Origin of the sequence: Paenibacillus sp. G2S3 (assembly GCF_030123105.1) — a bacterium.
Classification (GTDB): domain Bacteria; phylum Bacillota; class Bacilli; order Paenibacillales; family Paenibacillaceae; genus Paenibacillus_AQ.
This window is the reverse complement of record NZ_CP126095.1, coordinates 5,578,767-5,604,972: the sequence shown is the minus strand read 5'-3', so window position 1 is coordinate 5,604,972 and position 26,206 is coordinate 5,578,767. Positions and strand designations below refer to the sequence as shown.

General features: G+C 46.5%; 14 protein-coding genes. 9 read left to right on the top strand and 5 right to left on the bottom strand.

What is annotated here, in order from left to right; translation table 11 throughout:
- Window positions 1-79 precede the first annotated feature (79 nt).
- The 3 genes from QNH28_RS24625 to QNH28_RS24615 are packed head-to-tail and all read left to right on the top strand — an operon-like array spanning window position 80 to window position 3,538.
- Window positions 80-1,573 carry a DEAD/DEAH box helicase gene (locus QNH28_RS24625; RefSeq protein ID WP_283908947.1) on the top strand — a complete coding sequence of 498 codons (1,494 nt, stop codon included), beginning with the start codon at window positions 80-82 and terminating at the stop codon, window positions 1,571-1,573.
- Window positions 1,570-2,316 (top strand): ABC transporter ATP-binding protein, encoded by a 747-nt coding sequence (locus QNH28_RS24620; protein WP_283908946.1) that lies wholly within the window; start codon window positions 1,570-1,572, stop codon window positions 2,314-2,316. The genes QNH28_RS24625 and QNH28_RS24620 overlap by 4 nt, the downstream gene beginning before the upstream one ends.
- A 1-nt stretch (window position 2,317) precedes the next feature.
- On the top strand, window positions 2,318-3,538 hold the full coding sequence (locus QNH28_RS24615; RefSeq protein WP_283908945.1) for an ABC transporter permease: 1,221 nt from the start codon (window positions 2,318-2,320) through the stop codon (window positions 3,536-3,538).
- 139 nt (window positions 3,539-3,677) lie between these two features.
- Here QNH28_RS24615 and QNH28_RS24610 read toward each other — a convergent pair whose 3' ends face one another.
- The 3 genes from QNH28_RS24610 to QNH28_RS24600 form a co-directional block, all read right to left on the bottom strand.
- Window positions 3,678-3,800 (bottom strand): YjcZ family sporulation protein, encoded by a 123-nt coding sequence (locus QNH28_RS24610; protein WP_218641867.1) that lies wholly within the window; start codon window positions 3,798-3,800, stop codon window positions 3,678-3,680.
- A gap of 149 nt (window positions 3,801-3,949) precedes the next feature.
- Window positions 3,950-5,251: an aminotransferase class I/II-fold pyridoxal phosphate-dependent enzyme gene (locus tag QNH28_RS24605; protein ID WP_283908944.1), complete on the bottom strand. Its 1,302-nt coding sequence runs from the start codon at window positions 5,249-5,251 to the stop codon at window positions 3,950-3,952.
- Window positions 5,252-5,431: 180 nt separating this feature from the next.
- A complete protein-coding gene (locus QNH28_RS24600; RefSeq protein ID WP_283908943.1) occupies window positions 5,432-6,049 on the bottom strand; it encodes a pyridoxamine 5'-phosphate oxidase family protein in 618 nt (205 codons plus the stop codon).
- A 143-nt stretch (window positions 6,050-6,192) separates the two neighbouring features.
- On the opposite strand from QNH28_RS24600, the gene pdxR reads away from it, so the two are divergent.
- From pdxR to QNH28_RS24575, 5 genes are all read left to right on the top strand, one after another.
- Window positions 6,193-7,698 (top strand): MocR-like pyridoxine biosynthesis transcription factor PdxR, encoded by a 1,506-nt coding sequence (pdxR, locus tag QNH28_RS24595; RefSeq protein WP_283908942.1) that lies wholly within the window; start codon window positions 6,193-6,195, stop codon window positions 7,696-7,698.
- Between the two features lie 171 nt (window positions 7,699-7,869).
- A complete protein-coding gene (locus QNH28_RS24590) occupies window positions 7,870-8,655 on the top strand; it encodes a helix-turn-helix domain-containing protein (protein ID WP_283908941.1) in 786 nt (261 codons plus the stop codon).
- A gap of 599 nt (window positions 8,656-9,254) precedes the next feature.
- Window positions 9,255-9,998, top strand: coding sequence for a 2,3-diphosphoglycerate-dependent phosphoglycerate mutase (gene gpmA, locus QNH28_RS24585; protein ID WP_283908940.1), 744 nt, complete (start codon window positions 9,255-9,257; stop codon window positions 9,996-9,998).
- Window positions 9,999-10,267: 269 nt separating this feature from the next.
- Window positions 10,268-11,263, top strand: coding sequence for an ABC transporter substrate-binding protein (locus QNH28_RS24580; protein WP_283908939.1), 996 nt, complete (start codon window positions 10,268-10,270; stop codon window positions 11,261-11,263).
- Window positions 11,264-11,842: 579 nt separating this feature from the next.
- Window positions 11,843-18,688 carry a glycoside hydrolase family 3 C-terminal domain-containing protein gene (locus tag QNH28_RS24575; protein ID WP_283908938.1) on the top strand — a complete coding sequence of 2,282 codons (6,846 nt, stop codon included), beginning with the start codon at window positions 11,843-11,845 and terminating at the stop codon, window positions 18,686-18,688.
- Window positions 18,689-18,761: 73 nt separating this feature from the next.
- On the opposite strand, the gene asd is transcribed toward QNH28_RS24575, so the two are convergent.
- Entirely contained in the window at window positions 18,762-19,553 is a 792-nt protein-coding gene (asd, locus tag QNH28_RS24570; RefSeq protein WP_042191516.1) for an archaetidylserine decarboxylase, read from the bottom strand.
- A gap of 86 nt (window positions 19,554-19,639) precedes the next feature.
- Complete coding sequence (locus tag QNH28_RS24565; RefSeq protein WP_283908937.1) at window positions 19,640-20,734, bottom strand: YheC/YheD family endospore coat-associated protein; 1,095 nt, start codon at window positions 20,732-20,734, stop codon at window positions 19,640-19,642.
- A gap of 239 nt (window positions 20,735-20,973) precedes the next feature.
- Here QNH28_RS24565 and QNH28_RS24560 point away from each other — a divergent pair, with 239 nt between their 5' ends.
- Window positions 20,974-25,845: a WIAG-tail domain gene (locus QNH28_RS24560; protein ID WP_283908936.1), complete on the top strand. Its 4,872-nt coding sequence runs from the start codon at window positions 20,974-20,976 to the stop codon at window positions 25,843-25,845.
- Window positions 25,846-26,206 lie beyond the last annotated feature (361 nt).

The window sequence follows — 26,206 nt, the reverse complement described above, 5'->3', positions numbered from 1 at the left end:
TTGGCCTTCCATTTGGTGGAGAGGCCTTTTTGGCATATAATGAAGATATTATCTCAAGCGAAAAGGATGAATTACACTTATGAATAAAGCTTCTTTTGCGGCTATCGGCATTCAGGAAGACCTAGTTGCCCGATTGTCGGAATTCGGTATTAACGCTCCATCCCCGGTACAAGAGCAGACGATTCCACTTCTGCTGGAGGGAAGAGATGTTATTGCTGCTTCCCAGACTGGAACGGGTAAGACCTTGGCCTATCTGTTGCCTCTGCTTCAAACGATTAACCCGGAGCAGAAGGTGGTCCAAAAGCTGGTGCTCGCCCCTACACAGGAGCTGGCAATGCAAATCTTACGTGAGGCGGAACGATATGGCGAACACCGTGGGATTCGAGTAATGGGTCTTATTGGCGGGGCAGCCATCAAACGCCAAATTGACAAACTACGTGAGCATCCACAGCTTGTTGTGGGAACCCCTGGCCGGATCCGGGAGCTGATTGGACTTCGCAAGTTGAAGATGCATGAAGTCAGCACGATTGTTCTAGATGAAGCGGACCAAATGTTCCAGCTAAGCGGGGCCGGAGAGGTAACGAAAATCGTTAGCAGCGCGCTGCGTTCACGCCAGCTCGTTATGCTGTCTGCAACGATTGGACCGGAGACGAAAGCCTTGGCTAATCGTGAAATGAAGAACCCGGCAGAGGTTGGAATTGCTCCTGGTGTAATGACGGCAGAGAGTTTAGAGCATCATTACGTTGTTACTGAAGAACGCAACAAAATAGACATGCTGCGTCGGGTCATCCGTCATTACAATCCAGATAAGGCGATTGTATTCGTGAATGCTACTGATGATATTGCAGAGGTAGAGGCTAAGCTGAATCATCTTGGACTAACCGCAGCCGCACTTTACGGTGATGCAGATAAAGTAACACGCAGTAATGTATTGTCACGTTTCCGCGAGGGTAAATTCCGTGTGCTTGTTGCCAGTGATGTGGCGGCCAGAGGACTGGATATTGAGAATTTGTCACTGGTAGTCAGTTTCGATCCTGCCTTTGATTCCGAGCATTATGTACACCGCGCGGGTCGTACGGGTCGGATGGGAAAACGCGGATTATCCGTAACGATTGTGACAGAGCAGCAGACCTTTATCATGCGTAAATTTGCGCGTGAACTGGATATTGCCCTTGAAGAGCGGGAAATGGTCGGTGGCAAGGTGCTAGCAGCAGATGAAGCGCGCAACACTGGACGGGGACGTAACGAGAGCAGTGGACAACGTCGCGATGGAGCTTCTCCGCATAGCAGCAAACCACAGGCAAGAACATCAGGGAATGCAGGGGTTCAGCCGTCTGCAGCCAGCACAGGGCAGCAACCTGCGAAAAGATTGGCTACGATCCAGACAAGTGAGGTAAGTGGAGAACCACAGCGCGATTCTCAGCGCAGTGTGAATCCTTCCGCAGGCGCGCGTGGAGGTGCTACTCCTGCACGGAGTAAACGCAGCAGCAATGCGGAACGTGAGAAGAACCGCAAGAATAAAGGAGCACCAAAATGGTTGAAAGACAAAACTCCGAGAGGTGACGGTCAATGAATAATTCTCCCGTATTGCAAATTACGGGCCTCAGTGGTGGATACAGCCTGAATAAGCCGGTGCTGCATGATATTGGACTTCAGGTGCAGCCTGGCGAAATGGTTGGATTGATTGGTTTAAATGGAGCAGGAAAAAGTACAACCATGAAGCATATTCTAGGATTGATGTCGCCCCATAAGGGCGATATCACAGTAAAGGGTAAGACCCGTGCTGAAGATCCGATCGGATATCACAATGCTTTGAGTTTTGTCCCTGAATCGCCTCTTCTGTATGATGAAATGACAGTACGTGAGCATGTTGAATTTACAGCAAGAGCGTATGGGGTAGAACAAAGTGACTACGAAACTCGCACCTTACATCTAGCCAAGCTGTTCCATATGGAAGATAAGATGGACACGTTGTCGACTCATCTATCCAAAGGGATGAAGCAGAAGGTCATGATCATGTGCGCTTTCGTGGCACGCCCTGCGTTATATGTGATCGACGAGCCCTTTTTAGGACTGGATCCGCTCGGGATTCGCTCTCTGCTTGATTTCATGATGGATCTGAAAAAATCAGGCTCCTCTATTCTGCTTAGCTCTCATATTCTTTCTACCATTGAGAATTATTGCGACCGTTTTATTGTGCTGCATAAAGGTAAGGTGATTGCTCAGGGAACGCTGGCAGAAATTGCGGCAACCACTGGACTACAGGGGCTGACTTTGGAGCAGCTGTTCTACGAGCTGGTTCAGGGAGGGAAATAATATGGATTTGAAAGAGCTGCGGCGCACGCGGCGAGGTCGATTCATGGGAAGTATGCTTCCTTATGTGGGATATATCATTCAAAGCGGCGTAGCTATGGTCTTCCTCTTTGTGTTGATTGTCTTCTCTGCTTGGTATACATCGTTGTTACAGAATGTGCCTGAAGGCATTCCCATCCGCTGGATTATGCTTGCAATACTGCTGCCTGCAGCAGTAAATAGCAGCTTCCGCACTTATTTGCAGACTCCGGATACGATCTTTCTATTGCCGCAAGGACATCGAATGAAGGAATATTTCGCACCTTCGTGGGTGAGTGGGAACGTATGGAAGATTGTTCGATTGTTATTTGTACTCATTACCCTTTGGCCGTTGTACATACGTACAGATGACTCGCCTAAGCGGCTGTTATTTACAATATTGATTCTGATCGCTGTGAAGCTAATCGCGAGTTACGGCTTATGGAAAGAGATAGCTATGCTGTCGCGTCCGATGGCGGGCATATTCACTTTCTTACGCTGGGCAGTAGGAGGATTAATGATTGCCGCTTGGTTGTGGCAGCCTTCCGGTAGAAGCCTGATATTTATGGCGCTATTAGCAGCAGCCTATCTTGTTGCACTGTCCGTACCTGGACGCCACGCTGTACCTTGGGAAAGACTAATCGCCATGGAAAAGAATCAAGGTGGACGCGCACTGATGGTTCTAGGCTGGTTCGTGGATGTACCGGGCCGTGATCAGCGGGTGTATCCTCGTCGTTATCTTTCCAAATGGGGGGCTCGGCTACCTTGGCGTAAAGATACGGCTTACCGCTATTTGCTGACTAAAAGCTTCGCCCGGGGAGATATCTTCGGAATCATCATGCGGATTTCGGTGCTGGCCTTGCTGCTGAATTGGTTGAACCGTGACAGTTATTTTGGCACCGCGATTTATTTGTTCTTCCTATTCATTATAGGCGTGCAGTTGTCGACACTTCGCAAATTGCACAGTGAGTCTTTTTGGCTGACAGTGTATCCCTTTCCTGAAGGCAGTAAGGCGGATAACACAACACAATTCGTATTCCGCGCGCATCTGGTAGTGGCACTGATTCTTGGGTTGCCTTTCTTAGCCTCTATAGGTGACCGACTATTGCCAGTGCTGGGTACATTTGTAGCAGGGGTTCTGGTATCCTTTCTATTTAAGGGATACTTGTCCCGCAAAGCGGCACGGATGGCTGACGAGGATTTGTAGGAGCTATTTCAAAATAAAAAAGGCTTTCTCAAAAGTAGAGCATTCTACGGATGAGGGAGCCTTTTTTTGTGTGGGGAATGTGGTGTACCACGAGAAAGGGAAAGAGCTCAAGGCTCTCTCCCGAGACTGTCATCTCTAGTTAGACAAAGAGTGAACGGCTGATGATAACCAACAGGATAAAGAGAACCAGAATGGCGCCAGTGCTTGTGAATCCGCCGCCTCCACAACAACCGTTAAATCCGCCTCTTACTTCTTCGCTCATGTTCATTCCCCTTTCGGTGTGTGTTGTACTTGAGTACATCGTATTGTATGTGCGGAGTAAGAAGCATGTATAGGCCAATGCCGGAGGAGTCCAGAAAAAAAATCAGCCCCGCAGAAGCGGAGCTGATTGTAGGGAATATGAAAGATTTGTTAAGCTTTTTCCAAATCGCGAACGCCCGCGTATACAAGATCGAACAGATCTTCAAGCTGATCTTCTTCGATACAAGAGAAAGCAATACGCAGATCTGTTTCACCAAGAGCAATAGTGCCCAGTCCGTAATTATGGATCAGGTGAAGTCGAAGAGCTTCAGCCGAAACAGTATGCAGCTTCAGACACATGAAGTAGCCGGAGTTAAAAGGATAATACGTCCATACATCATCGCCGTATTTGCCGCTATCGAGCAGTGCTTTTACTTTATTCGCACGGCCCTTCATGATTTGGAACTTCTCTTCCTTCTGTTCTTCGAATTGTGGAGATTTCAGTGCATCCAGTACGAAGGTCTGTGATGGGTGTGCACCGCTGGAAATAGTAGCGCGAATAATGCCTAGTGTTTTTTGCTCCAATGCAGCCAGCAAATCCTTGTCTTCAGAGGCATAAGTGATGAAGCCAACACGGAAGCCCCAGACGAATTCTTCTTTGGTCGCACCGTCAATTTTGATTGGAAGCACACGTGGGTGCAGATGAGCAAGCTTACCGAATAAGGATTCCTTTAGTGAGTCTTCAAAGAACAGTCCGAAGTAGGCATCATCACTTACGACAACCACGTTAATACCTTCCTCAGCCGCACGAAGGATAGCTGCGACGATTTCATCGCCTTCTTTAATCCCTGGAGTATATCCTGTAGGATTGTTAGGGAAGTTCAGCAGAACGATCGCTTTTCCGCGTTCTTTTTGAGCAAGCAGCGCATCTTCAAGACCCGCACTGTTAAAGGTCATTTCTTCTGTGAAAAGCGGATAATTAACGGTCTCCCCATGGCGGCGAATTCCGAAGGTGAGTTCATAGTTTTCCCAGTTCTTATCTGGGTAAATAATAGCGTCACCTGGCTCTGCGAAGAGGTCAGCGACAATGCTAAGCCCATGAGTCAGGGCGTTGGTTACAACAGGATTGCTGATGGTTTTACCTTCTAGCGATGGATTTTCGCGCAGCATCTTTTCACGCCATACAGTACGTAGCTCTGGTTTACCTGCTGGAGGAGCGTAACTATACAGATCCTTAGGGCTGTAAGCGGAAAGTTTATCCTGAATGACGCCGAGGTGCATAGGTACACCACCTTCAGTAGCAATACCGATGGTTGCGTTGTATTTCTTGGCATGAGCTCCTGCTTCAGCGGATTGGCTCAGGATGCCCTCTTTAGGGAAGTAAATTTCTTTGCCAAGCGTAGAGAGCATATCATATACATGTTCATTTCCTGCTTTGATACTTTCGTTTAATTGTCCAGCTAGTGGATTCATCAGTTTCATCCTTCCAGGGTTCTTTGGGGATAACATACTGTTAACATTGCCTAACATTATATCACCGCGGCTTGCAACCGTCACTTGGAAAGATACGTTTTTTTAAAATTTAAAGAAGTATAGGTTTTACACAATACGTAATGCTGATTTTCGTACGAGAAACAGGTTTATCCGTATCTATTATTCGGAGTGGAAGGGACAGAATTTCTTCATCATTTCAATGGTTTCTTCATCACGTGGATGATTTCTCTCAGACAGACCGGAGATGACTCCAGAACGTCCTTCTTCCTTCAAATTTTGCCCAAACTTAAACTTCGCAGTAATCTCATCGGGGGTAATACGTACAACCGCAACGCCCTTCAGACGGGGACGGTACCTAGGGTCCTCAGCTTCAATGGGATCATAACCACCTTCGGGCTGGAGCTTGTTCATGAATAAGGAGAGTACGGTGGCTTTTTCGCTAATGTCATCTACAGGCTCGGCTATGCCGTAGGCGGTAACACTTTTAAAATATGCGGTGGCTGGGCAGGCCATCTCAGGATCGCTAAAATAAGACGGAATCAGTGCATACTCATCCGCTACACTAAAGCAGACCCTCTGCTGATTACGGATCGCTTTCATTTTGCCGCCAGCATGACTGCCGTGGAAGTAGAAACACCCACCTGTATATACAAAATTCAGCGGTGTCACCCGCGGTAGCCCCTGTTCATCGCTTGTCCCGAGAAAACCAAAGCTCATTCCGTCTAGAAAAGAGACCAATTCTTCCTCCTGATCTACTTGAAATTCTTTTCTGCGCATAGGGATCACTTCCTCATTCTTATTAGTGTAGAGCTTTTGCTCCGATGTAGATGTTCTTTCAAGAATAGTAGAGTGATTGACAATTAAAAAGGACCAATTAAGATAGTTTTTAATGGACCACTTGCTGGCCAAGGAGGGAAACAATGAATATCACGCTGGCATATGATCAATATCTGGCGATACACCGCTACAAATATCTAGCGCTATATCACGCGCTCCGCGCTGCAATATTGGAGGGAACTCTCCCGGGTGGCATGCAGCTGCCCTCTACACGAAGTTTGGCTATGCACTATGACATGTCGCGCGGTTCAGTCTCGCAGGTGTACGAAATGCTGCTTGCTGATGGTTATGTAAGGACGGTGACAGGGCGGGGGACATTCGTATCAGAAGATAGCTTCTCTTCAGCTTCTGGAGATACTAAGCGTGAAAATGTGGTTTTGGGTGAAGTAGCAGATGTTACTGGGGGAGGCCTTGCATCTGAGAGAATGATCCCACTCTCGACTTGGGGAAGGCGACTACTTGCGCGTCCGACACCCTTGTATGAGCAGCGTAGCAACAATGTTATAAGCTTTCTTAGCAGTGGTATGCGGATGGAGCATTTTCCTTATTCCGAATGGCGTAGTGCGTTGTCATATGCCGGAGGGAAGGAAGGCGGATTGCTTCAAAGTACTTGCCCACCTCAAGGAGATGAAGGGCTTCGGAAAGCTATTGCTGCGCATCTGCGGATTACCCGCGGAATTCGTGCGGATGCAGAGCATATCGTATTGTTTAGCGGTTCGATGCAAGGCATCGTTATTTTGACACAGCTGCTGCTGGATGCAGGAGGCGCAGCAGTTGTCGAGGACCCAGGCTTTCATGGGATTCGCCGAGCGGTAGAGATCAACGGGGGACGATTGCTGTCAGGAAAGCTAGATGACAGCGGTCTTATTCCCGAGGATTGGGATGCGCGTCTGTTGTTTGTTACACCGAGTCGCCAATTTCCTACAGGTGTAGTGCTGCCTTTGGAACGGAGGCGAATCTTGCTGGAATGGGCGCAACGGCATGATGCAGTGATCATTGAGGATGATTATGACAGTGAGTTTCGGTGGTCAGGACGTCCAATTGAGCCTTTAAAAGCGCTAGATCGCGGAGAACAGGTCGTGTATATTGGCTCCTTCTCAAACACGATGTTCTCTGGCCTTCGACTTGGCTTTGCAGTGCTTCCACCCTCGCTGGTGAAGCCGACGATCGCCGCCAAGGCGTTATATGAGCCCTTGCCAGTAGGGCTGCTGGAACAGCGTGCGTTGGCGCGGTTCATGAATACTGGCGGCTATAGTCGTCATCTGCGCCGGATGACCCGAATTTACGGCGAACGTGGCCGCATCCTCAGGAATCTGCTGTCGGAACAGCTTAATGAGCTGTTTGAACTGCTGCCTGGCGATGCGGGGCTACAGGTTTATGCACGGTGGCTGCGCAGTAGAGAAGAGTTCGTAGCATTCCGGGTGGCGGCGCGCAGGCGCGGCACGGATTTCAGAGATGCGGCGTTATATCAAGTTTCGGTAGGGGAGCCAGCCGCATGTTTTGCTTTTGCACATCTGAATGCTGTGGAGCTGGAGGAAGGAATAAAGCGCCTGCTTTTGGCGTGGGAAGATGTACAAAGTGCAACATGACAAGGTATGATGGTGGGGATGGAAATTAAAAAGAAGCGAACGCTTACGAAGCAAGTTTTGTGAAGTGATTCAAGTAGATTATGCTAACAAAACTAAGCGGATGCTTACGAAGAGAGTTTTGCGAAGTAACTCAAGTAGATTATGCTAACAAAACTTTTAGGAGGGAACGTTATGCTGCACGCATCGCCGTCCTCTTTTGTTATATTACCTGCCTTGGCGAAGATTGTGTGCGAACCAAGCTGGAAATGGCAAAAAAGAGAGAAGTCGCTGCAAAATTATGATTTATTCTATGTATGGAGCGGGGAAGGAACGGTTATACGTAACGGGGAACCCTTCCAAGTGGGCAAGGGAAGCTGCTTCTTGTTCCGTCCGGGTGACCATACAAGTGCTACTCATAATCCGCAAAAGCCGCTTGTTCTTACATATATTCATTTTGATGTCACCGGAGAGGTGACGGATATTCCGCTGCCCTATCGCGTACTTGCAGAGACGGTTGAATTTGAGCATTTGCTTGCTCGTTACGTCCGGCTATTCCTAGTGGATACGTTCGCGGCTGAGGAAGAAGGGCAGCTTGTTCTAAAGCAACTAATGATTCATCTGCTTAGGGAGGACCGTGTGAAGCCTGTAGAACGTTATGCCAGCAACCATTTAACAGAGATAATTCACGAAATAGCGAACTATGTAAGCCAGCATCCCGGGATTTCGCATCGCGTAGAGGATCTTGCTGCACGTGCAGGGCTGTCGCCGCGGTATTTTTCAATTAAGTTTAAGGAGCTTACAGGCTCTTCCGTTCAATCTTATGTCATTCGAGCGAGGATTGAGCGTGCTCAGCATTTGCTGCTTTACGCGGGAATGAATGTTACTGAAGTAGCGGATGCGCTTGGATACCGTGACATTTTCTTTTTCAGCCGCCAGTTTAAGCAGTATACCGGAAAAAGTCCATCTGAGATCCGCTGATTTAATTCCTTGTTTCAGTTATTTCATCCAAGGGTAAATACTTTGCAGTTTAGTTTACAGAGGATTTACATAACTTCTTGGAAGGGGAGACGCATGGAATGATGAACAGACGCCGAATCTGCAACACAGATTGTAAAAGTGGAGGCGCAAGGATTTTTAGAAACCGTTTAAAACGATTAAAACAGTCGAGTGCTTTTGCCATAGATAGCTGGTTCTAAACATAATCGCTGGATATGACCAAAGACTTTAAATCACCGGGGCCAACAGGCTTCCGGTTTTTTTGAAATATAAGAAAGTATAAGTTTCACACCATACTTTATGCTTGGCAAACTGAAGGGTTTATCGTCCTTCGCGTTATTTTGATACAATAGAATAAATTCCTGTAAGGGTAATTTTGCATTCTGTTGCATATCTTACATTCAATTGGTGAAAAAAAGCCCATACTAAAGATTATCACCGTTTAAAAGTCCAATGATGGGCTAGCTGTCGATATTTATTTTAGCGAATGGGTTATTACTAAAAAGAGTATTATTCAAGTAATGGAGCGCAGAAATTATACGTGACAGATTTCCAGAGCTATAGGTGGGAGGAGAGAGGAAATGTACGAAATCGTGCTTATACGTCATGGTGAAAGCCAGTACAATGTGCAGAATTTATTTACGGGCTGGAGTGACCCAGATTTAACCGAGAAGGGTATCCAAGAGGCCAAGGCTGCTGGCAAGCTGTTGAAGGATGCAGGATATACGTTTGATTTGGCTTTTGCTTCGGTACTTAAACGATCGATCAAAACACTCAATTATGTTCTAGATGAAATGGATCTGCTGTGGATTCCTGTGCAAAAGTCCTGGAAACTGAACGAACGGCATTATGGCGCACTTCAGGGACTTAGCAAAAGTGAAACGGCCATAAAGTACGGTGAAGAACAGCTGCATCTCTGGCGTCGGAGTTTATCGGTTCGGCCTCCACTGCTGGAGCTTAATGATCCTCGGTATGCCAGAAACGATATTCGCTACAGCAGTGTTCGTCCGGAGGATATCCCGCGTGGTGAGAGTCTGGAGGATACTGTTCATCGTGTGGGTGATTTCTGGAGAAACCGCATTGTCCCCCTTGTACGTAAAAAGGAACGGGTGCTCATTTCAGCCCATGGCAATACGCTGCGAGCGTTGATTAAATTTATGGAGGATATTGATGAGGCGGCACTGCTGGAGCTCAATATTCCTACAGGAGTACCCTTAGTGTACAAACTGGATGAGAACATTAATCCAATTAGCCGCTTTTATTTAGGAGATCCGGAACAGGTTGCCGCCAAGGCGCTTGATGTTGCTAAGCAGGGTCATGTGTAATAAGCGTAACAGGTGTAAAGAGTAGATATGACTTGAAGAGATTAAGGGACAGCCGGGGGGCTGTCCTTTTATTGTTAGTGTGTTTTTAAGCGAAAGGGGGTTTTTGTTACCTTATAACTTTCAATCTTCAGATAATAGGTGTCCAAAAGGTAATACAGTAGATGTCAACGTATTATCCATTGCCAATACTAGAATAATACTATATAATTCAATTGATAATGATTATCAATATCATTATTATATAATATGTCGATTGGAGTGGAATTATTTTGTTTAAATCAACAAGAACTTATCTGTTCCTTGTGTTTATTTTGGTTGTTATGTTACTTCTCGCAGCTTGCGGACAAGCAGTTGAGCATACCACCTCCTCAGTAGATGGGACAGAGAGTGCTGTATCTTCATCAAATAGCAATGACTCATCCAGCGAAGTGGACATGGTTACATATCAAGCAAGTAACGGAGATATTCAAGTACCCAGACATCCGAAACGGATTGTCGATTTAACCTCCTTCGACACTGGATACTTCTTGGCGTTAGGTATCAAACCGGTTGGTGTTATGAATGGTGTCTTAAACAGTCCCTACTTTGAAGGAATGCTGGAAGGCGTTCAAGGCCTTGGGGATGAACCATCTCTTGAACACATTTTAGAGCTGAACCCTGATCTTATTGTTGCATTCTCCGGAATGGAAGGACTCGACAAGCTGGCCGAAATAGCGCCAGTAGTAGCCATTCAATACGGTGCAAAAACTATCAGAGATCAAATGCTTGATTTCGGTACATTAACGGGGAAAGAAGTCGAAGCTAAAGCTTGGGTGGAACAATGGAACAAAAAAATCAACGAATTGAAGCCTAAGGTGTTAGCAGCTGTAGGTGACAAAACCGTTTCTATCCTAAATCCGTTTTCCGGTGGACTATTCGTATTCGGTCACAGCTACGGGCGCGGTGGAGAAATTATTTATAATGAATTTGGTCTGAAAGCACCTCCTGAAGCGCAGAAAGAAGCTATAGACAGCGGCACTGGTTGGGCAACAATCTCCCTTGAGAAGCTACCTCAATTTGCTGGCGATATTGTATTCACATGCCCATGGGCTGGCGATACGAGCGATCCGAAAATTGTCTATGACAACCCCTTATGGAAGCACCTTCCTGCCGTAAAAGCAGGCAACGTATTCCAACTGGACCCAACCGCTGATACATATAGCGATCCCGTTACGCTTGAAGCGCAGTTAAATTACATTACTGAGAGTCTTTTATCTGCAAAATAATTCTACTTGAAAGAAAGTCCGCGAACTTGCATTTGGTTTTTTTATAGCAGGGAGAATTGGCATTGAGCGATGCTGATTCTCCCTGCTATTTTAATATAGTTCTGTGATACATGAGTATATTCAATAAATCTATGAGGATTTTCTATGTTAGGATGATATTTCTGATGATAGTATTCAATGTAAGTTTAAAAAGTAAAGGAGGAATTAATGAACATTTTCGCACTCTTTATTTTGTAGGTATGAGTTAGGGGAATTATGCAAAAAATCTAAACCGGTTTAGATTTAATCAGTAACACACTTGATACTTGAACAAGCCTTACTCCACAGCGGCTAGCGCTCTTAGAGAATAACTCCTTCCTGAAAGTAAATTCATCCCATCGGTTTTTTAATTGAAATCTCGCTCTTTACGATGACCCATTATCCTAAGCTGTGCCTTAATCGAAAGGAATGGTGATAAGTATGAGGAAAAATTGTAATCGCTTACTTAAAATATTATTCTGCTGCATTCTGATAACCTCAATCATAACGCCTAGTACCAGTTCTCCCGTTTTGGCTAAGGTTCTCCCGGGATTAGCGGATGTGTCCAGAGAAGTGGCCGCTGAAGGTATTGTGATGCTGCAAAATCCGGAGTATAAACCAGCAGGATCACAAGTAAATGAGAATGAACAAGTGCTTCCTATCAAGAAGAGTGAAAATGTATCGGTATTTGGCCGCATACAAGCGCATTATTACAAGTCAGGCACAGGATCTGGCGGTGCGGTAAGGGTAGATTATGTGAATGGGATTCTGGAAGGTCTTCGGAACAATCCCAGTCTCAAGTTAAATGAAGATCTGGCGAAGGTTTATGCCGACTGGATCAAAAAGAATCCTTTCAACAATGGCGGTGGTGGCTGGGCAGCAGAGCCGTGGTCACAGGCAGAAATGCCTTTAACCGATGAAATTGTGGATGCAGCAAAAGCAAAAACGGATACAGCTGTGGTCATCATCGGTAGAACAGCCGGTGAAGATAAGGATAATACGGACGTCAAGGGTGCCTATAAGCTGACAGACCTTGAAGTAGACATGCTTAACCGGGTCTATGCCAAATTCGACCGTGTGGCCATCGTATTGAACGTAGCCAACGTTATCGATATGTCATGGGCTAAAAACTATCCCAAAGCTGCTATTTTGTACACATGGCAAGGGGGGATGGAAGGCGGTAGCGCTGTAGCCGACGTACTGACCGGAGACGTTACGCCAAGCGGTAAATTGAGCGACACGATTGCAGCTACACTTGCTGACTATCCTTCTACTGCACATTTTGGCAGCAAAACTGAGAATTCTTATAGTGAGGATATTTATGTAGGCTACCGCTATTTTGAGACCTTTGCTCCGGATAAGGTGCTCTATCCATTTGGGTACGGACTGTCCTATACCAATTTCAAGATCACGACTGATAATGTCAAAGCTGGTGAGAATGAGGTTGCAGTGACTGTAACTGTTCAGAATACTGGTAAGGTGGAAGGCAAAGAAGTTGTACAGATTTATTACGGTGCACCACAAGGTAAACTTGGCAAGCCGGCCAAGGAGCTTGCTGCTTTTGCTAAGACCCGGCTGTTACAGCCTGGGGAATCACAGTCGATCACCATCACGTATGACACCAAAGATATGGCCTCATATGATGATAGTGGAATTACAGGTCATGATTCATCTTATGTCCTAGAAGCTGGTGACTATAATATTTACGTAGGCAACAGTGTAAGTGACAGCGAAAAGCAAGGAGTATACAGCCTTAATGCTTTGAAGGTTGTAGAAACCCTGCAGGAAGCGCTCGCGCCAACTAAGGAATTTGATCGTATCAAACCAGGACAACCGAATGAAAATGGTACTTTTACGACCGTCACTGAAAAGGTACCGACACGGACTACCGACTTGGATGAAAGAATCAAGCAAAATCTCCCTGCGTCCATTGCACAAACTGGGGACAAGGGTTATACCTTATTGGATGTATACAATCAAAAAGTGACTATGGATCAGTTCATTGCACAATTGTCCAATAACGATTTGGGGGCCATTATTTTAGGGGAAGGAATGTCTAGCCCTAAAGTTACTGCCGGTACCGCTGCGGCTTTTGGTGGTGTCACTAAAAATCTGCTGAAATTCGGACTCCCTATCGACAGTGCTGCCGACGGTCCTTCAGGAATCCGGATGGAGACCAATGCAGAGAAGGCGACCAGTATCCCGAACGGGACGATGCTTGCCTGTACGTGGAACACCGAGCTGAATGAAAGATTGTTTGATCTTCTCGGTAAAGAAATGCTGATTAACAATATCGACACGCTGCTTGGACCGGGAATCAATATCCACAGAAGTCCCCTGAACGGAAGAAACTTTGAGTATTTTTCAGAGGATCCGTTACTGACAGGCATCATGGCTGCTGCGCAGACAAGAGGTCTTCAGAAGAACGGTACATCGCCTACTATTAAGCATTTCGCAGCGAACAATCAGGAAACGGATAGACATCTTGTGAATGCACTTGTCTCTGAAAGAGCGCTTCGCGAGATTTATTTGAAAGGTTATGAAATGGCAGTGAAGAGTGGAAAGGCGCGCTCAGTGATGACGTCCTATGGTCCGGTAAACGGAACTTGGGCTTCCAGTAACTATGATCTGAATACGACCATCCTCCGCGGAGAGTGGGGCTTTGACGGGATTGTCATGACAGACTGGTGGGCGAAGATGAGTGAGGATCAGGGCTTCTATGCCACTACCAATCGTTATGATGAAACCAACGGCAAAGCCATGGTCCGTGCCCAAAATGACCTTTACATGGTAATTCCGAACGATTATGCAGAAACGCATAAGAATCGGAATAACAGTACCTTTAATACGATGACATCGCTTGCTAACGGCAGTCTGACCTTGGGAGAATTGCAGCGTTCTGCCAAGAATATTACGAGCTTTTTGATGAAATCTCCAGCCTTTGCAAGAACGGCAAAGATTGATTATGTGGTCAATTATACGCCGGGAAGAGATTGGTTCCGGGTGAATACGGACAAATCAGGAGATCCACAGCTCTCTGATATTACGGTTGGCGGCAAAAAGATTAAAATATTTAATCCATTGAAACTCGACTATAAAGCCTTTGGTGAAACGACTGAAACTAGCAGCTATCCTGAAGTCAAAGCTACGGCGATAGCTGGTGTAGACGTAAGTATACGACAAGCGGATAAAGATAGACCGGCTGCTGTAATTACTGCTTCGGCCGGAGGAGAGAAACGGATCTACAAGGTTATTTTCTCTTCGGAGGAAGGTTTGGAACCTATTTTTGAGAATCCGACCTATGCTTATTTAAAGAATATCTCTATTGATGGTAAGCCGCTTGAGGGGTTTGCACAGACTAGGTTCAGTTATGATGTAGGTCTCAGTAACGGGGCTACTTTGCCTGAAGTTACGTTTGAAACGAATGATGGTGTAAAAGCGACGGCCAACGTAGATCTCATCAATAAAAGAGTGACGATCAAATGTATCAGCTCCGATCAGGCGAATTCCTATGTGATACAGTTTGGTACGACACCACAGAGTGATGAGTTCGATAGTACAAATCTAAGCAACTTCTGGACGATTAATAAAGAGACTGCTACCAATACAGAAAACAACAAAAATTGGTCTTTGAGCACCGCTCTCGGCAATTTGAGAATCATCGCTGAAAGAGGTGACTTCTGGAGTGATCATGCAGATTTGAAGAACTATTTCCAGCAGGAGGCCTTCGGCAACTGGGAAGCAACAGTGAAAATTAATATGAGCAAAGCGCCAAATCAAAATTATAACGGCGTCGGCATCACGGCTTCACAGGATAACAATAACTATATCTGGGTGAAGTATGAATACAGTAGCGGCAAGATCATCGGTATGACCAAAGAAACCGGAGGTACGGAGCCTGTTACCATCGGACAACTGTCTGCCAGTCAGCTCACCAGTATTTTTGGAGAAAAGAAAGAGCTGTATTTACGTTTGAAAAAAATAGGCAATAGCTATTCCGGTTATGTCAGCGCTGACGGCAAGGAATATATTTCACTTGGCAGTACAACTGCGAATTATGCCAATCCGAAGTTTGGATTACTTGCATCTAATGGAAGTCAGAATCTCACAGATCCATTTGTTGTTGATTTTGATTATGTCAGAATCAACAGTGATGTAGCTTTGGCAGTAAAGAAGATTGGGAAAAATACTAAATTGAAGGTAGCTGAGACGGAATTTGCCTCCATTACTCCGATAATCACGCCAGTAAGCAGTAATGATGTAGACGGCGGATTATGCTACACCAACACAAGTAAGGGAGAAGCCATCTCCTATAAGGTAAATGTAGAGAAAGAAGGCATGTACAAAGTCACATCACGAATTCGCTCTAGCCAATCGGATGTCGCCCAAATGTCCTTTGGCATCTATGATGGCGATAAGCTACTGGGTACCTTCGACCTCACCACGACTAAAGGGGTATGGAAAACCTTCAGAATCCCTGATATTCAGCTGTCGGCGGGTGAGCATACCCTTAGAATTGTATTTGAGAGTGCTGGTATTGACCTGAACTGGCTAACCTTCCAGCTGAAGCAGGACAATGTAGACACATCGGTGTTAGATGCGGATATCAAGGCTGCTCAAAATATCGATATGAATGCATACACAGCTTACAAAAAGCTCAAATTCAACGCTGTGCTGGATGAGGTTAAGGCTGTTCTTGCTGAGCCGATTAACGACGAGGTTGTTGCAGAAGCCATAGCTTCCTTAAAAGCGGCTATAACAGATTTGAGCATATCGTCTATGCCAATCAATATTGCTCCGAAAGAAACGCTGAAAATAGAGAATGGTATTAGAATTTACCCTTATAATGCACCGTGGATTTATGCAACGAATACCCAGTTCAGATTCGAAAGTGGTACGGACGCCATGAGCTATGTCAATTCTAATGACCTTGTTTATTTTGGTCAGGTTGACTTGACTAATCTTGTGGAAGTAAGAGTGCAATATGCCCGTGAAGGCGGATCGTCTCCATCTTTTAAATTCTATACAGAGGCTGACAATACGGGTAAACCAGTCAAACGAGCTACTACACAAGGAAAAGCATATGCTGATGCTTACAGTGGCGGGGGTACTTTCGAACTCGGTAATGAATTTGCAAGCATTAGTTTTGCTCAGAAGGCAGGCGCTGCTTGGGGGAATTATGGAATGGCAAGCACCAAGCAAACATCTGGAAATTCTTACATTGATCATTATTTGACAGCGGAAACCTTCCTAGACAGAACCAAAGTGACTGGAAAACAAAATGTGTATATGATTTTTAACGGATTAAATGCAAATTTACAATATGTTGAACTCATTTATGCTGATCCGATTGAAGTCACCTTCGATCAGAATTATCTGGACGCACCGGCGCCTACTAAGGTAACCGCATTTAAAGGTGAAGCAATAAGCACCTTACCTCGGGTACCGGAACGTGAAGGCTACATTTTTGCTGGCTGGTTTGATAATAAAGAAGGGACCGGTAATGCATTAACAGTAGACACGGTAATGAACATAAGCACGGTGTATTATGCCAAATGGACAGAAGATACCCATGCTAAAGAAATTATATCGATTGTTCAGCCGCAGCTGCTGAGTGTGCCGTTCGGAACTGTTGCAGGAGAATTGAATTTACCAGCTACAGTGGAAGCTACATTGGGCAACAAAAGGGTAATTCACTTGCCTGTACAATGGGATAGTAAAGATTTCAACGGTGGAAAAGCGGGGATTTATACGCTGGCAGGTAGCTTTGAGCTTCCTGAGGGTGTGTTGAATAGTACCCATCAAACTGTTTCTATTACAGTGGTTGTACTGCCAGAAGGTACTAAACCTATCCAGATTACTAAGGTTGAGAAGCTGGAGGGCAAAAATGTTGAATTTGGCACCGCTTTTGATAAGTTGGAATTGCCGTCTTCAGCTACAGTAACGCTTGATACGTATGAGCAGAAGGAACTTGTTGTTAAATGGAGCCCTGTGGGTTATAACGGCAATGTAGAAGGATCTTACGTACTGAACGGTGTTATAGTCCTTGAAGAAGGAATGGTTAACCCGAATGATCTGAAAGCCTCCATCACCATTCAGGTAAGGCCGGAAGTGATTCGTGTCGCTGAGATTGTCACAGTGCAGGATTTGGAAAGTAAGAGTGTTCCATTCGGCACTCCATTTAATGGATTGAAGCTACCATCATCTGTAATAGCTACTTTGAACAACGGTGAGACAAAGGCGATATCCATCGATTGGAATAGTGACGGTTACAATGGCGATAAGCAAGGGGCTTTTATCCTGAAAGGAGCGCTAGTACCTGTGGAAGGTATCAGCAATCCAAAGGATCTAAAGGCATCCATTACGATCGAAGTGCTGCCAGAGGTTATTACGATACCGGAAATCACGGAAGTGCAAGCGCTAGCAAGTAAGAGCGTTGCTTATGGCACTGGTTTTGACGCGCTGGAGCTACCAGCTTCAGTATCAGTAACCCTGAATACCGGGATGAATAAGGTCGTTTCTGTTCAGTGGAACAAGGAAGGCTATAACGGTAATAAGGAAGGAACGTACACCATCAAGGGGGAGCTGATCTTGCCGGAGGGTATAGCTAATCCGCTTGGCCTGAAGGTGCAGATCTCTGTGATCGTTAAACCTTACAGCGGCGGAACAGGTGGAGATGGCAATCAACCAAGCACACCAACACCGACTAACCCAGCAGTACCTTCAGTACCATCCATTCCTGGAGAAGTCGTAAAACCTGGAGAACAGCAGCCTCAGCCTCCAAAAACAGATGGAAAAACGAAGACACCGGAGCTAATCAGACAAGAGCTTAAGAATAAGTTTAAAGATGCTACTCTAATTCCTAGCTGGGCAGAATCAGCGATTGCAGCGCTGGTGGAGAGAAATATTATCGGCGGACGCACAGACGGAAGCTTTGATCCAAGTGGGAAGGTAAACCGTGCCGAGTTTGTTGCCATGGTAGTAAAAAGCTTCAACTTCAGCATGGGCGAGAATCAAAAGCAGTTTACTGACGTTCTGAAAGATGCTTGGTATAAAAACTATGTTGAGATTGGGACTTCTAATCAACTGATCAATGGTATCGGTAATGGCATGTTTGCTCCTAATAGCAGCATTAGCCGTCAGGACCTGTGTGTAATTCTATTCAATGCATTGAAGAAACTGAATGTTGAATTGCCGCAACCGACTAACCATGACTTCCCAGATGATGCTTCTATTGCGGGTTATGCTAAAGAAGCGGTCTATGCCTTCAAAGATCTTGGTATTGTAAATGGAGGCAGCGGTGGAAAAATGGATCCGACAGCTTCGGCCTCAAGAGCTGAAGCAGCTGTGATCATCAACAATGTACTGGATTACTATGCTAGCGTAACAAGCTCTAAAGTGAAATAAACAAAACAAGGGTATCCCGGCGCCGATTTTCAATCGGTTAGGGATACCCTTGTTTTGTTATATCGTAGCTTTACTAAAGCGGCCGATGTAGCGTCCCCAGCAATTCCCCCATCTTTACCTTCGTGTTGACCTCAAGCTTGGGTCTCGGGGTAAAAGTACCGCTCTCCATAAGCAGTACTACAGTGGAGCCGAACTCGAAATAGGCTAGATCATCGCCAATTTGCCACTCGGTAGCGTTAGCATCCGTATACCCGATGCTGCTGACGTTCATCGCGCCTACCTTTACTACTGCGGTTTCTCCGTAGTCTCCGGCGATATACGTGATAAGACGTTCATTGCGATTCAGTACGCCCTTCATATGTCGCATGCCGAAATCGTTGACAGGATAGGCTCGTCCACGAATATGATCACTCTCAACCTTATGTCCAGTAAGGGGAGAGTGAATCCGGTGATAATCCGTAGGACTTAGATAAAGGACGAAGAAAAAACCTCTCTTGTATAGCTCCAGATGCGGAGAATGATTCAGTAGATCCTCGATCTTATAATCCTGCCCTTTTACATTCATAATCGTACCAGAGGAAATGTCACCCATAGCAGTAATCATTGCATCTACGGGACTAACTAAAGCGTCAGCATCGGTTGCAATAGGCCGCATGCCAGGCTTCAGCCGGCGGCTGAAAAACTCATTAAGAGTGAGATATTCTCCAGGATTCTTCTCCGCTTGGGCGGAGGGGATTTGATAAGTCTTAATAAATACCGGGATTAGAAAACGGCTGAGTCTACTATGAGAAAAAGACCCCATTAACCGTGAAAGCCATCGGTGCGAGGATAGCTCGGTCATTAGCCGCAGCAATTGTTTTACCATGCCCATCTCCCTTCCATAATACAGCAGTACGGTCGTATGTGGCCGCCATCTGCTCTGCATTATATTGACATAGAATAGGAGACAAATCAATAACTGTTATATATGAGACTGTTCTTTTCTAGTAAAAAACGTGCGTATCCCATAGGTCTTCGGTAACTCTCCTTCCAAATCTCCGTAAGGCCAGCTTTGTGAAATCCATAGCGTTGGTCGCGGCCATTACATTCTATAAAGAAGAGTTGGCCGTCTTTAGTAATGCCTATATCCAGCCCGATATCGGCCAGACCTGGAAGGTCTTGTTCGAGACAACGCGCGATAACAAGGCTGAGTGATTCGACAGACATACGGATATGAGCCGCTGTTGATCTAGAGAAGGCTTTTTCAAGCGCAAAGGAAGAGCTTAAAGCTTCCCCTCCACGGGCTATATTGGAGACAAATCCTCCAGGAGGTGCCAGTTTAGCAAAGAGACCCGTGACCTGCCAGTCGCCTCCCCAGCCACGTTGAACGGTGACACGTAAATCAAAGGGACGTCCTTCAATCTCTGCAAGGGCAATACGCTCCTGCACGAGATAAGGAACAGAGGCAAGGCGTGCTCGGAGCATTTTTGGTAGTGCCCCCTGATATACGGGAGTACTTATCCAGCGCCGCATTGAGGAGGAGAGATAATGTAGGCTCCAGCGCTGTGGCCCTTTACGAACTAGTCGCATGACACCATGCCCAATGCTTCCACGGCAAGGTTTAAGAATAAGATCGGGGTAACGATTCATCATTTGTCTGAGTCCAGACACGCCAGTTGTTGCTGGCAAAACCTCACGCAGCTCTTCATGCTGCTCAAGCAGTTCATGGATCTCATCCTTGCCGTAGCGATTGCAAGTGTTGTACACCAAAGGATGGTGCCGCAGCAGACGTTGCATTCCTGGGCTATTCTGGCTGTATATCGCCCGGTTATGGATGACAGTGGGCGTAGGAACTACTACGCTTTTATATCCTTGAGATCCCTTTATATATGCGCTACTAAAGCCTGAGTCTGTATCGATGTCTGCGAGCTTCAGGAAGCAGGGGACTAAGCCGTATGCAGCGGCCGCCTCTTCATAATTGGATAGAGACTCCTGTCCTGTTTTTAGCCGGGGAACGCCCCGGTGCATATCGGCATTTAGTAGTATTCCAACGTGCGTATGCCCCATGTTTGTTCCTCCTGTTTCTTCGGTCACGTGATTCCCGCTTTTACTACTCTTGTCATTGTATGTTTGTACCCGCATGTCAGGGTGGACGAATGCGCGGCGGCAGAAGCCTTTTTTTGAATATAAGAAAGTTTAAATTTCATCAGAATCTTATTAAGGGCTTATCGCAAAAGGGTGTCATCAGCCCATATCGCTGCATATGATGCCTAGGAGAAACAATAGATGGAAGGAGGAGACTGCTTGTGAGGGGTTCCAAAAAAAAGCAGCCGCGCAGTCCACAAAAACGACTCTACTATGTAGATAATCCCAATATAAAGGAACTGAACATGCTGGAAAGCAAAAGCAGTTCTAAGGATTCGGGGAGCAGCAGTGACGGAGTCAGTAAAGCAGAGCTCGCGGATGTTCAGGTAAGTGGGGGAGCAATTGCTGAAGTCATTCTAGAGGAACCGATTTCAGTTCCAATTCTGCAACCAGAACTAGAGCCAGAGGCTATAGTGGAAACGCAGCTTCAGAAACAGGCGGATAATCTTCCTGAAACGATCTGGTTCGCTCCGGAAAAAGAGCGGTTCCAGCCTGTTTATACAGATGATCTGTCGGATGCAGCAGTGACTGGGGTTAAAATCGCCCCACGCACCATCGACGGTTCAAAGCTGAAGTTCGGTATTATCGGTACACCATGGCTGCAAGATTACGCTGTGCAGAGTATCAATATCGCGGACAAGGCAGTTACTTCTTCGAAAATCGCGCCTGAATCCATTGTGGGTGAGCATTTAGCTGAAGGAAGCGTAAGTGGCGGTAAACTGCTGGACCATTCCATCAGTGGAGAGAAGCTGAAGAACGGCAGTATTAGTCCAGAGAAGCTGGCTGATCGAATTATCGGCGGTGGACAAATTGCAGATAAATCTATTGAGAGTCGTCATTTGAGCGATCTGATTATTACGGCTGATTTACTGGAAGATGGAGCGGTTACTGGTGAAAAAATAGGAAGCAGCAGCATCACTGGCCGCCACGTGGCGAACGGGAGTATTGACCGTTCCAAGCTAGCTGATGCAGCGGTATCTGGTGATAAAATAGCCGATGGTGAAATTAGCGGCTCCAAGCTGGCGGATGCTGTTATTGAGGGTCGTCATCTTAGCGATGCTCTGATAACTGCCAAACATTTGGCACCGGGAGCGATTGGACCAGGGCAGCTTGCCAGCAAGCTGATCGGCAAGGAGCAGCTCCAGTCGGGTGTAATCGAAGGCACGCATATTGCAGATGGTGCTATTGGTTCCAAGCAGCTAGGTGCAGAAGTAGTGAGAAGCATCCACTTAAGTGCAGAAAGCGTACACGGTTCCCATATCAGCGACGGAGAAATAACAAGTCGTCATCTGGCTGACCGAAGTATTTCTTTTTTGAAGCTATCGGAGGGTGCAGTAGGTACTGCACAGCTGGTTGAGCAAGCAGTTACCTCATCGAAAATCGCTGATCAAAGCATACTCGCACATAAGCTAGCAGATGAAGCTGTAACCACAAGACATATTGCCAAATCCGCCATACGCGGACCGCAAATTGCTATGCAAGCTATTTCCTCCAACCATCTGGAACGTGAGGCTGTGAACCACTCTCATTTAGCTTTGGAAGCGGTGGGCCCGGAGCAGCTTATGGATGAAGCTATTCATACGGATCATCTGTCCTCTGGTGCTGTTACTGGAGAAAAGCTGGCCTCAGAATCTGTGGGAGCAGAGCATCTTCGTCCACAGAGTGTTACTTCCGCCAAGTTAGCGGATGGAGGGGTAAACTCGGCTAAACTAGCAGCAGGATCGGTCATCGGAAGTACGATCGCTCGTGAAGTGGTTAGCGGGGAGCATATTGCTTTTTGTGCAGTGGAGGAGAAACATTTAGCCGATGCCAGCGTGAGTGGTCGTGCCTTGCAGGATGCCGTGGTGGATAAAGATCATCTAGCCACTGGAGCCGTGGAACGGAGACATCTAGGAGAAAATAGTGTGACTGCCGCTGCGATTCAGTCCGGCTCGGTTTCAGGAGATAAGCTCGCTTCTGCTGCGGTGAGAGAGATTCATTTGGCCGCTGGAGCGGTGCAGCCGCATCATCTGGCAGATCATGTGGTGACGTCGTTAAAGCTGTCCCCGGAAAGTGTATCGACGGATAAGATTAGTGATTTATCGGTCACTTCGGCTAAGCTTGCCGACGGAAGCGTTGATTCCAGTAAATTAGCAGTGTCAGCAGTTCAGGCAGAGCATTTATCTGTGAATGCAGTTCATTCAAAATCCATTAGCGATAGCGCGGTTCAGAGCAGACATTTGAATCCGGGAAGCATCGGCGGGGCGCATATTCGGCCGTTGTCCATCGGAAATGGCCATATTATTCCTAATTCCATCTCTACGATTCAAATACAGGAGGGCAGCATTAGCGGCTCTAAGCTGGCCAAAGGGGCTGTGGATTCCCAGCATCTTTCACCGGGCAGTGTAGACGGCAGCCATCTAAGTGTTGATACGATTGAAGGGCGGCATATCGGGCATGGTGAGATCAAGCTGGCTCATCTAGCCGAAGATGCACGTAGCTCCGACTTGCTGCCAGAGGGCAGTATTACCGGGGAGAAGCTAGCAGAAGCATCGGTAGATTCTATTCATCTTGTACCTGGAAGCGTAGATGGAAATCATCTGATTCTGGGAGCAGTAGAAGGACGTCACATCCGGCATGGTGAGATCACACTGGCTCATCTGGCAGAAGAAACTTATAGCTCTGAGCTACTGCCTGACGGTAGTATTACCGGCGAGAAGCTCGCTGAGGAATCGGTAGGTTCTATTCATTTAGTGGCTGGAAGTGTAAACGGCATTCATTTGAGCTCGGATACAGTAAAAGGTCACCATATCGGACACAGTGAAATCACCTTAGCTCATCTAGCGAAAGATGCACGTAGCGCAGACTTGCTTCCAGACGGCAGTATTACCAGAGAAAAGCTGGCGGAAGAATCTGTGAATTCAAATCATCTAATACCTGGAAGTGTAAATGGCAGTCACCTGAGCCCGGATACAATAGAAGGCCGTCATATCGGGTACAGTGAGATTACACTGGCTCATCTAGCGAAAGATGCACGTAGTGCAAACTTGCTCCCAGACGGCAGTATTACCAGAGAAAAGCTAGCGGAAGAATCCGTGAATTCAAATCATCTAATACCTGGAAGTGTGAATGGCAGTCATCTGGCCCTGGATACAATAGAAGGCCGTCATATCGGGTACAGTGAGATTACGCTGGCTCATCTGGCCAAAGAAGTGCGTAGTGCAGACTTGTTACCGGAAGGTTGTATTACCGGGGAGAAGCTGGCAGAAGAATCCGTAGATTCTAGTCATCTCGCACCAGAAAGTGTAGGGAGTAGTCATCTGAGTCCTGGTTCAATAGAAGGTCGTCATATCCTGCATGGTGAAATCACCCTAGTTCATTTATCGGAAGAGGTACGCAGCTCCGAGTTGCTTCCAGACGGTAGTATTACTGGAGAGAAGTTGGCGGAAGCATCGGTAGATTCCATTCATCTAGTGCCTGGAAGTGTGGATGGTAGTCATCTCACTTTAGGTTCGATAGAAGGATGTCATATCCTGCCTGGTGAGATCACCCTAGCTCACCTGTCGGAAGAGGTTCGTAGCTCTGATCTGCTGCCAAACGGTAGCCTTACTGGCGAGAAGTTGGCGGAAGCATCCGTAGATTCCATTCATCTAATATCTAGAAGTGTAGGAAGTAGTCATCTGAGCCTGGGTTCAGTAGAAGGTCGTCATATTCAGAATGGTGAGATCAACCTAGCGCATCTGTCAGAAGAGGTTCGTAGCTCTGATCTGCTGCCAGACGGTAGCCTTACCGGCAATAAGTTAGCGGAAGCATCGGTAGCTTCTATTCATCTAATGCCTGAAAGTGTAAATGGCAGTCATCTGAGTTCAAGTACAGTAAAAGGCCGTCATATCCGACATGGAGAGATTACACTGGCTCATCTGTCGGAAGAGGTTCGTAGCTCTGATCTACTGCCAGACGGCAGCATTACTGGAAAGAAACTGGAGGGTGGATCCATTAATGCCTTCCATCTGTCTCCGGGCAGTGTGTACGGGGGACATTTAGCGAGTGATACGATAGATAGCCGCCATGTCCGGTCTGGAAGCATTAACCTGAGTCATCTGTCAGAAGAAGTGTTTAGCGCCGAGTTGCTGCCAGACGGTAGTATCACAGGAGAAAAATTGGAGGGTGGATCCATCCATTCTTTCCATCTGGCTCCTGGTAGTGTCTATGGTGGTCATTTAGCAGGGGATGCGGTGGATAGTCGCCATATTCGATCTGACAGCATCACTCTGAAGCACCTGGCAGAAGAGGTACGTAGTGCCGATTTGTTGCCGGAAGGCAGTATTACTGAAGAAAAGCTGGCCGAAGGTTCAGTGAATTCTTTACATTTACAGCCATGGAGTGTGTACGGAGAGCATCTTGCTGACCAGATTGTAGCTGATCGACATTTGCAGCCTGGTATCATCAAATTGGAGCATCTAGCGGATGAAACACGCAGCTCAGCATTGCTCCCTGATGCAAGTATCAACGGAGCTAAGCTGAAGGCAGGCAGCATCGAGTCCGCTCATCTAGCCGATGGTTCCGTAGGGACGACAGAGCTTCAGGATGAGGCGGTTGTGGGTTCAAAAATTTCTTCTTTTGCCATTCAAGCCCGTCATCTGGAGGAAGAAAGCGTTCAGGATTATCATATTGCTCCCGGTGCAGTAAATGGGTCCCATTTGGCAGCGAATTCTGTAAATGCTGAACATCTATCCTTCAGTCCGATTCAGACTGCAGGAAAGCGAGAGACGCTTCAGCAGTTCGGAATGACAGCCTTTATGTTCAATGGGGATGCTGAGAGTGTGGAGGTGACCGTATCGTTTGATGAGAACTTTGGTCATACCGGTTATGTGCTTGTTGCCATGACTAATCAACCTTACTTCTATGCTTCCTTGAAGAGTAGAGCCAATGGAGATGCAGTCATTCAAGTGGTGCGATTACGTGAAACTCCGCATTTCTACGGGGTCATCTCTTGGATTGCTATCGGAGCTCCTTTAGCCAAACCGGCAGTGGATGATCGTGTGTTTGACTAAACTTCAAATAGTCTTTCTTAAAAAGACAGAGCAGCGATTCTCCTTATTGGAGATCGCTGCTCTGCTTTTTTTTTTGGTCGTTAGCTACGTTAGATACATGCACCTGCGAGTCCTAGTCACCTGCTGCGGCTTTAACTGTACCCGATAGTGGGCTAATCTAATCACCCGCTGCGGTTTTCGGACCCAGATGACGTTATTTGCAAATTGATCACCATTTGAAGCTGGTTTCGGACTCCACTGAAGCTATTCCTTAGAAAAAGGTCATTATTTTGTGTGATTTAGAACAATAGCAGCTATGGAGTCCGATAGCCATCCAAATATGCGATAATTCGGCGTTTAGGGCTAACTGTGTCCGATAGCA

Coding starts and splice junctions, on each gene's coding strand:
- pdxR (WP_283908942.1), top strand. CDS start 6,193: ATGAATATCACGCTGGCATATGATCAATATCTGGCGATACACCGCTAC.
- QNH28_RS24565 (WP_283908937.1), bottom strand. CDS start 20,734: ATGGGGCATACGCACGTTGGAATACTACTAAATGCCGATATGCACCGG.
- asd (WP_042191516.1), bottom strand. CDS start 19,553: ATGGTAAAACAATTGCTGCGGCTAATGACCGAGCTATCCTCGCACCGA.
- QNH28_RS24625 (WP_283908947.1), top strand. CDS start 80: ATGAATAAAGCTTCTTTTGCGGCTATCGGCATTCAGGAAGACCTAGTT.
- QNH28_RS24605 (WP_283908944.1), bottom strand. CDS start 5,251: ATGAATCCACTAGCTGGACAATTAAACGAAAGTATCAAAGCAGGAAAT.
- gpmA (WP_283908940.1), top strand. CDS start 9,255: ATGTACGAAATCGTGCTTATACGTCATGGTGAAAGCCAGTACAATGTG.
- QNH28_RS24590 (WP_283908941.1), top strand. CDS start 7,870: ATGCTGCACGCATCGCCGTCCTCTTTTGTTATATTACCTGCCTTGGCG.
- QNH28_RS24615 (WP_283908945.1), top strand. CDS start 2,318: ATGGATTTGAAAGAGCTGCGGCGCACGCGGCGAGGTCGATTCATGGGA.
- QNH28_RS24600 (WP_283908943.1), bottom strand. CDS start 6,049: ATGCGCAGAAAAGAATTTCAAGTAGATCAGGAGGAAGAATTGGTCTCT.
- QNH28_RS24620 (WP_283908946.1), top strand. CDS start 1,570: ATGAATAATTCTCCCGTATTGCAAATTACGGGCCTCAGTGGTGGATAC.
- QNH28_RS24610 (WP_218641867.1), bottom strand. CDS start 3,800: ATGAGCGAAGAAGTAAGAGGCGGATTTAACGGTTGTTGTGGAGGCGGC.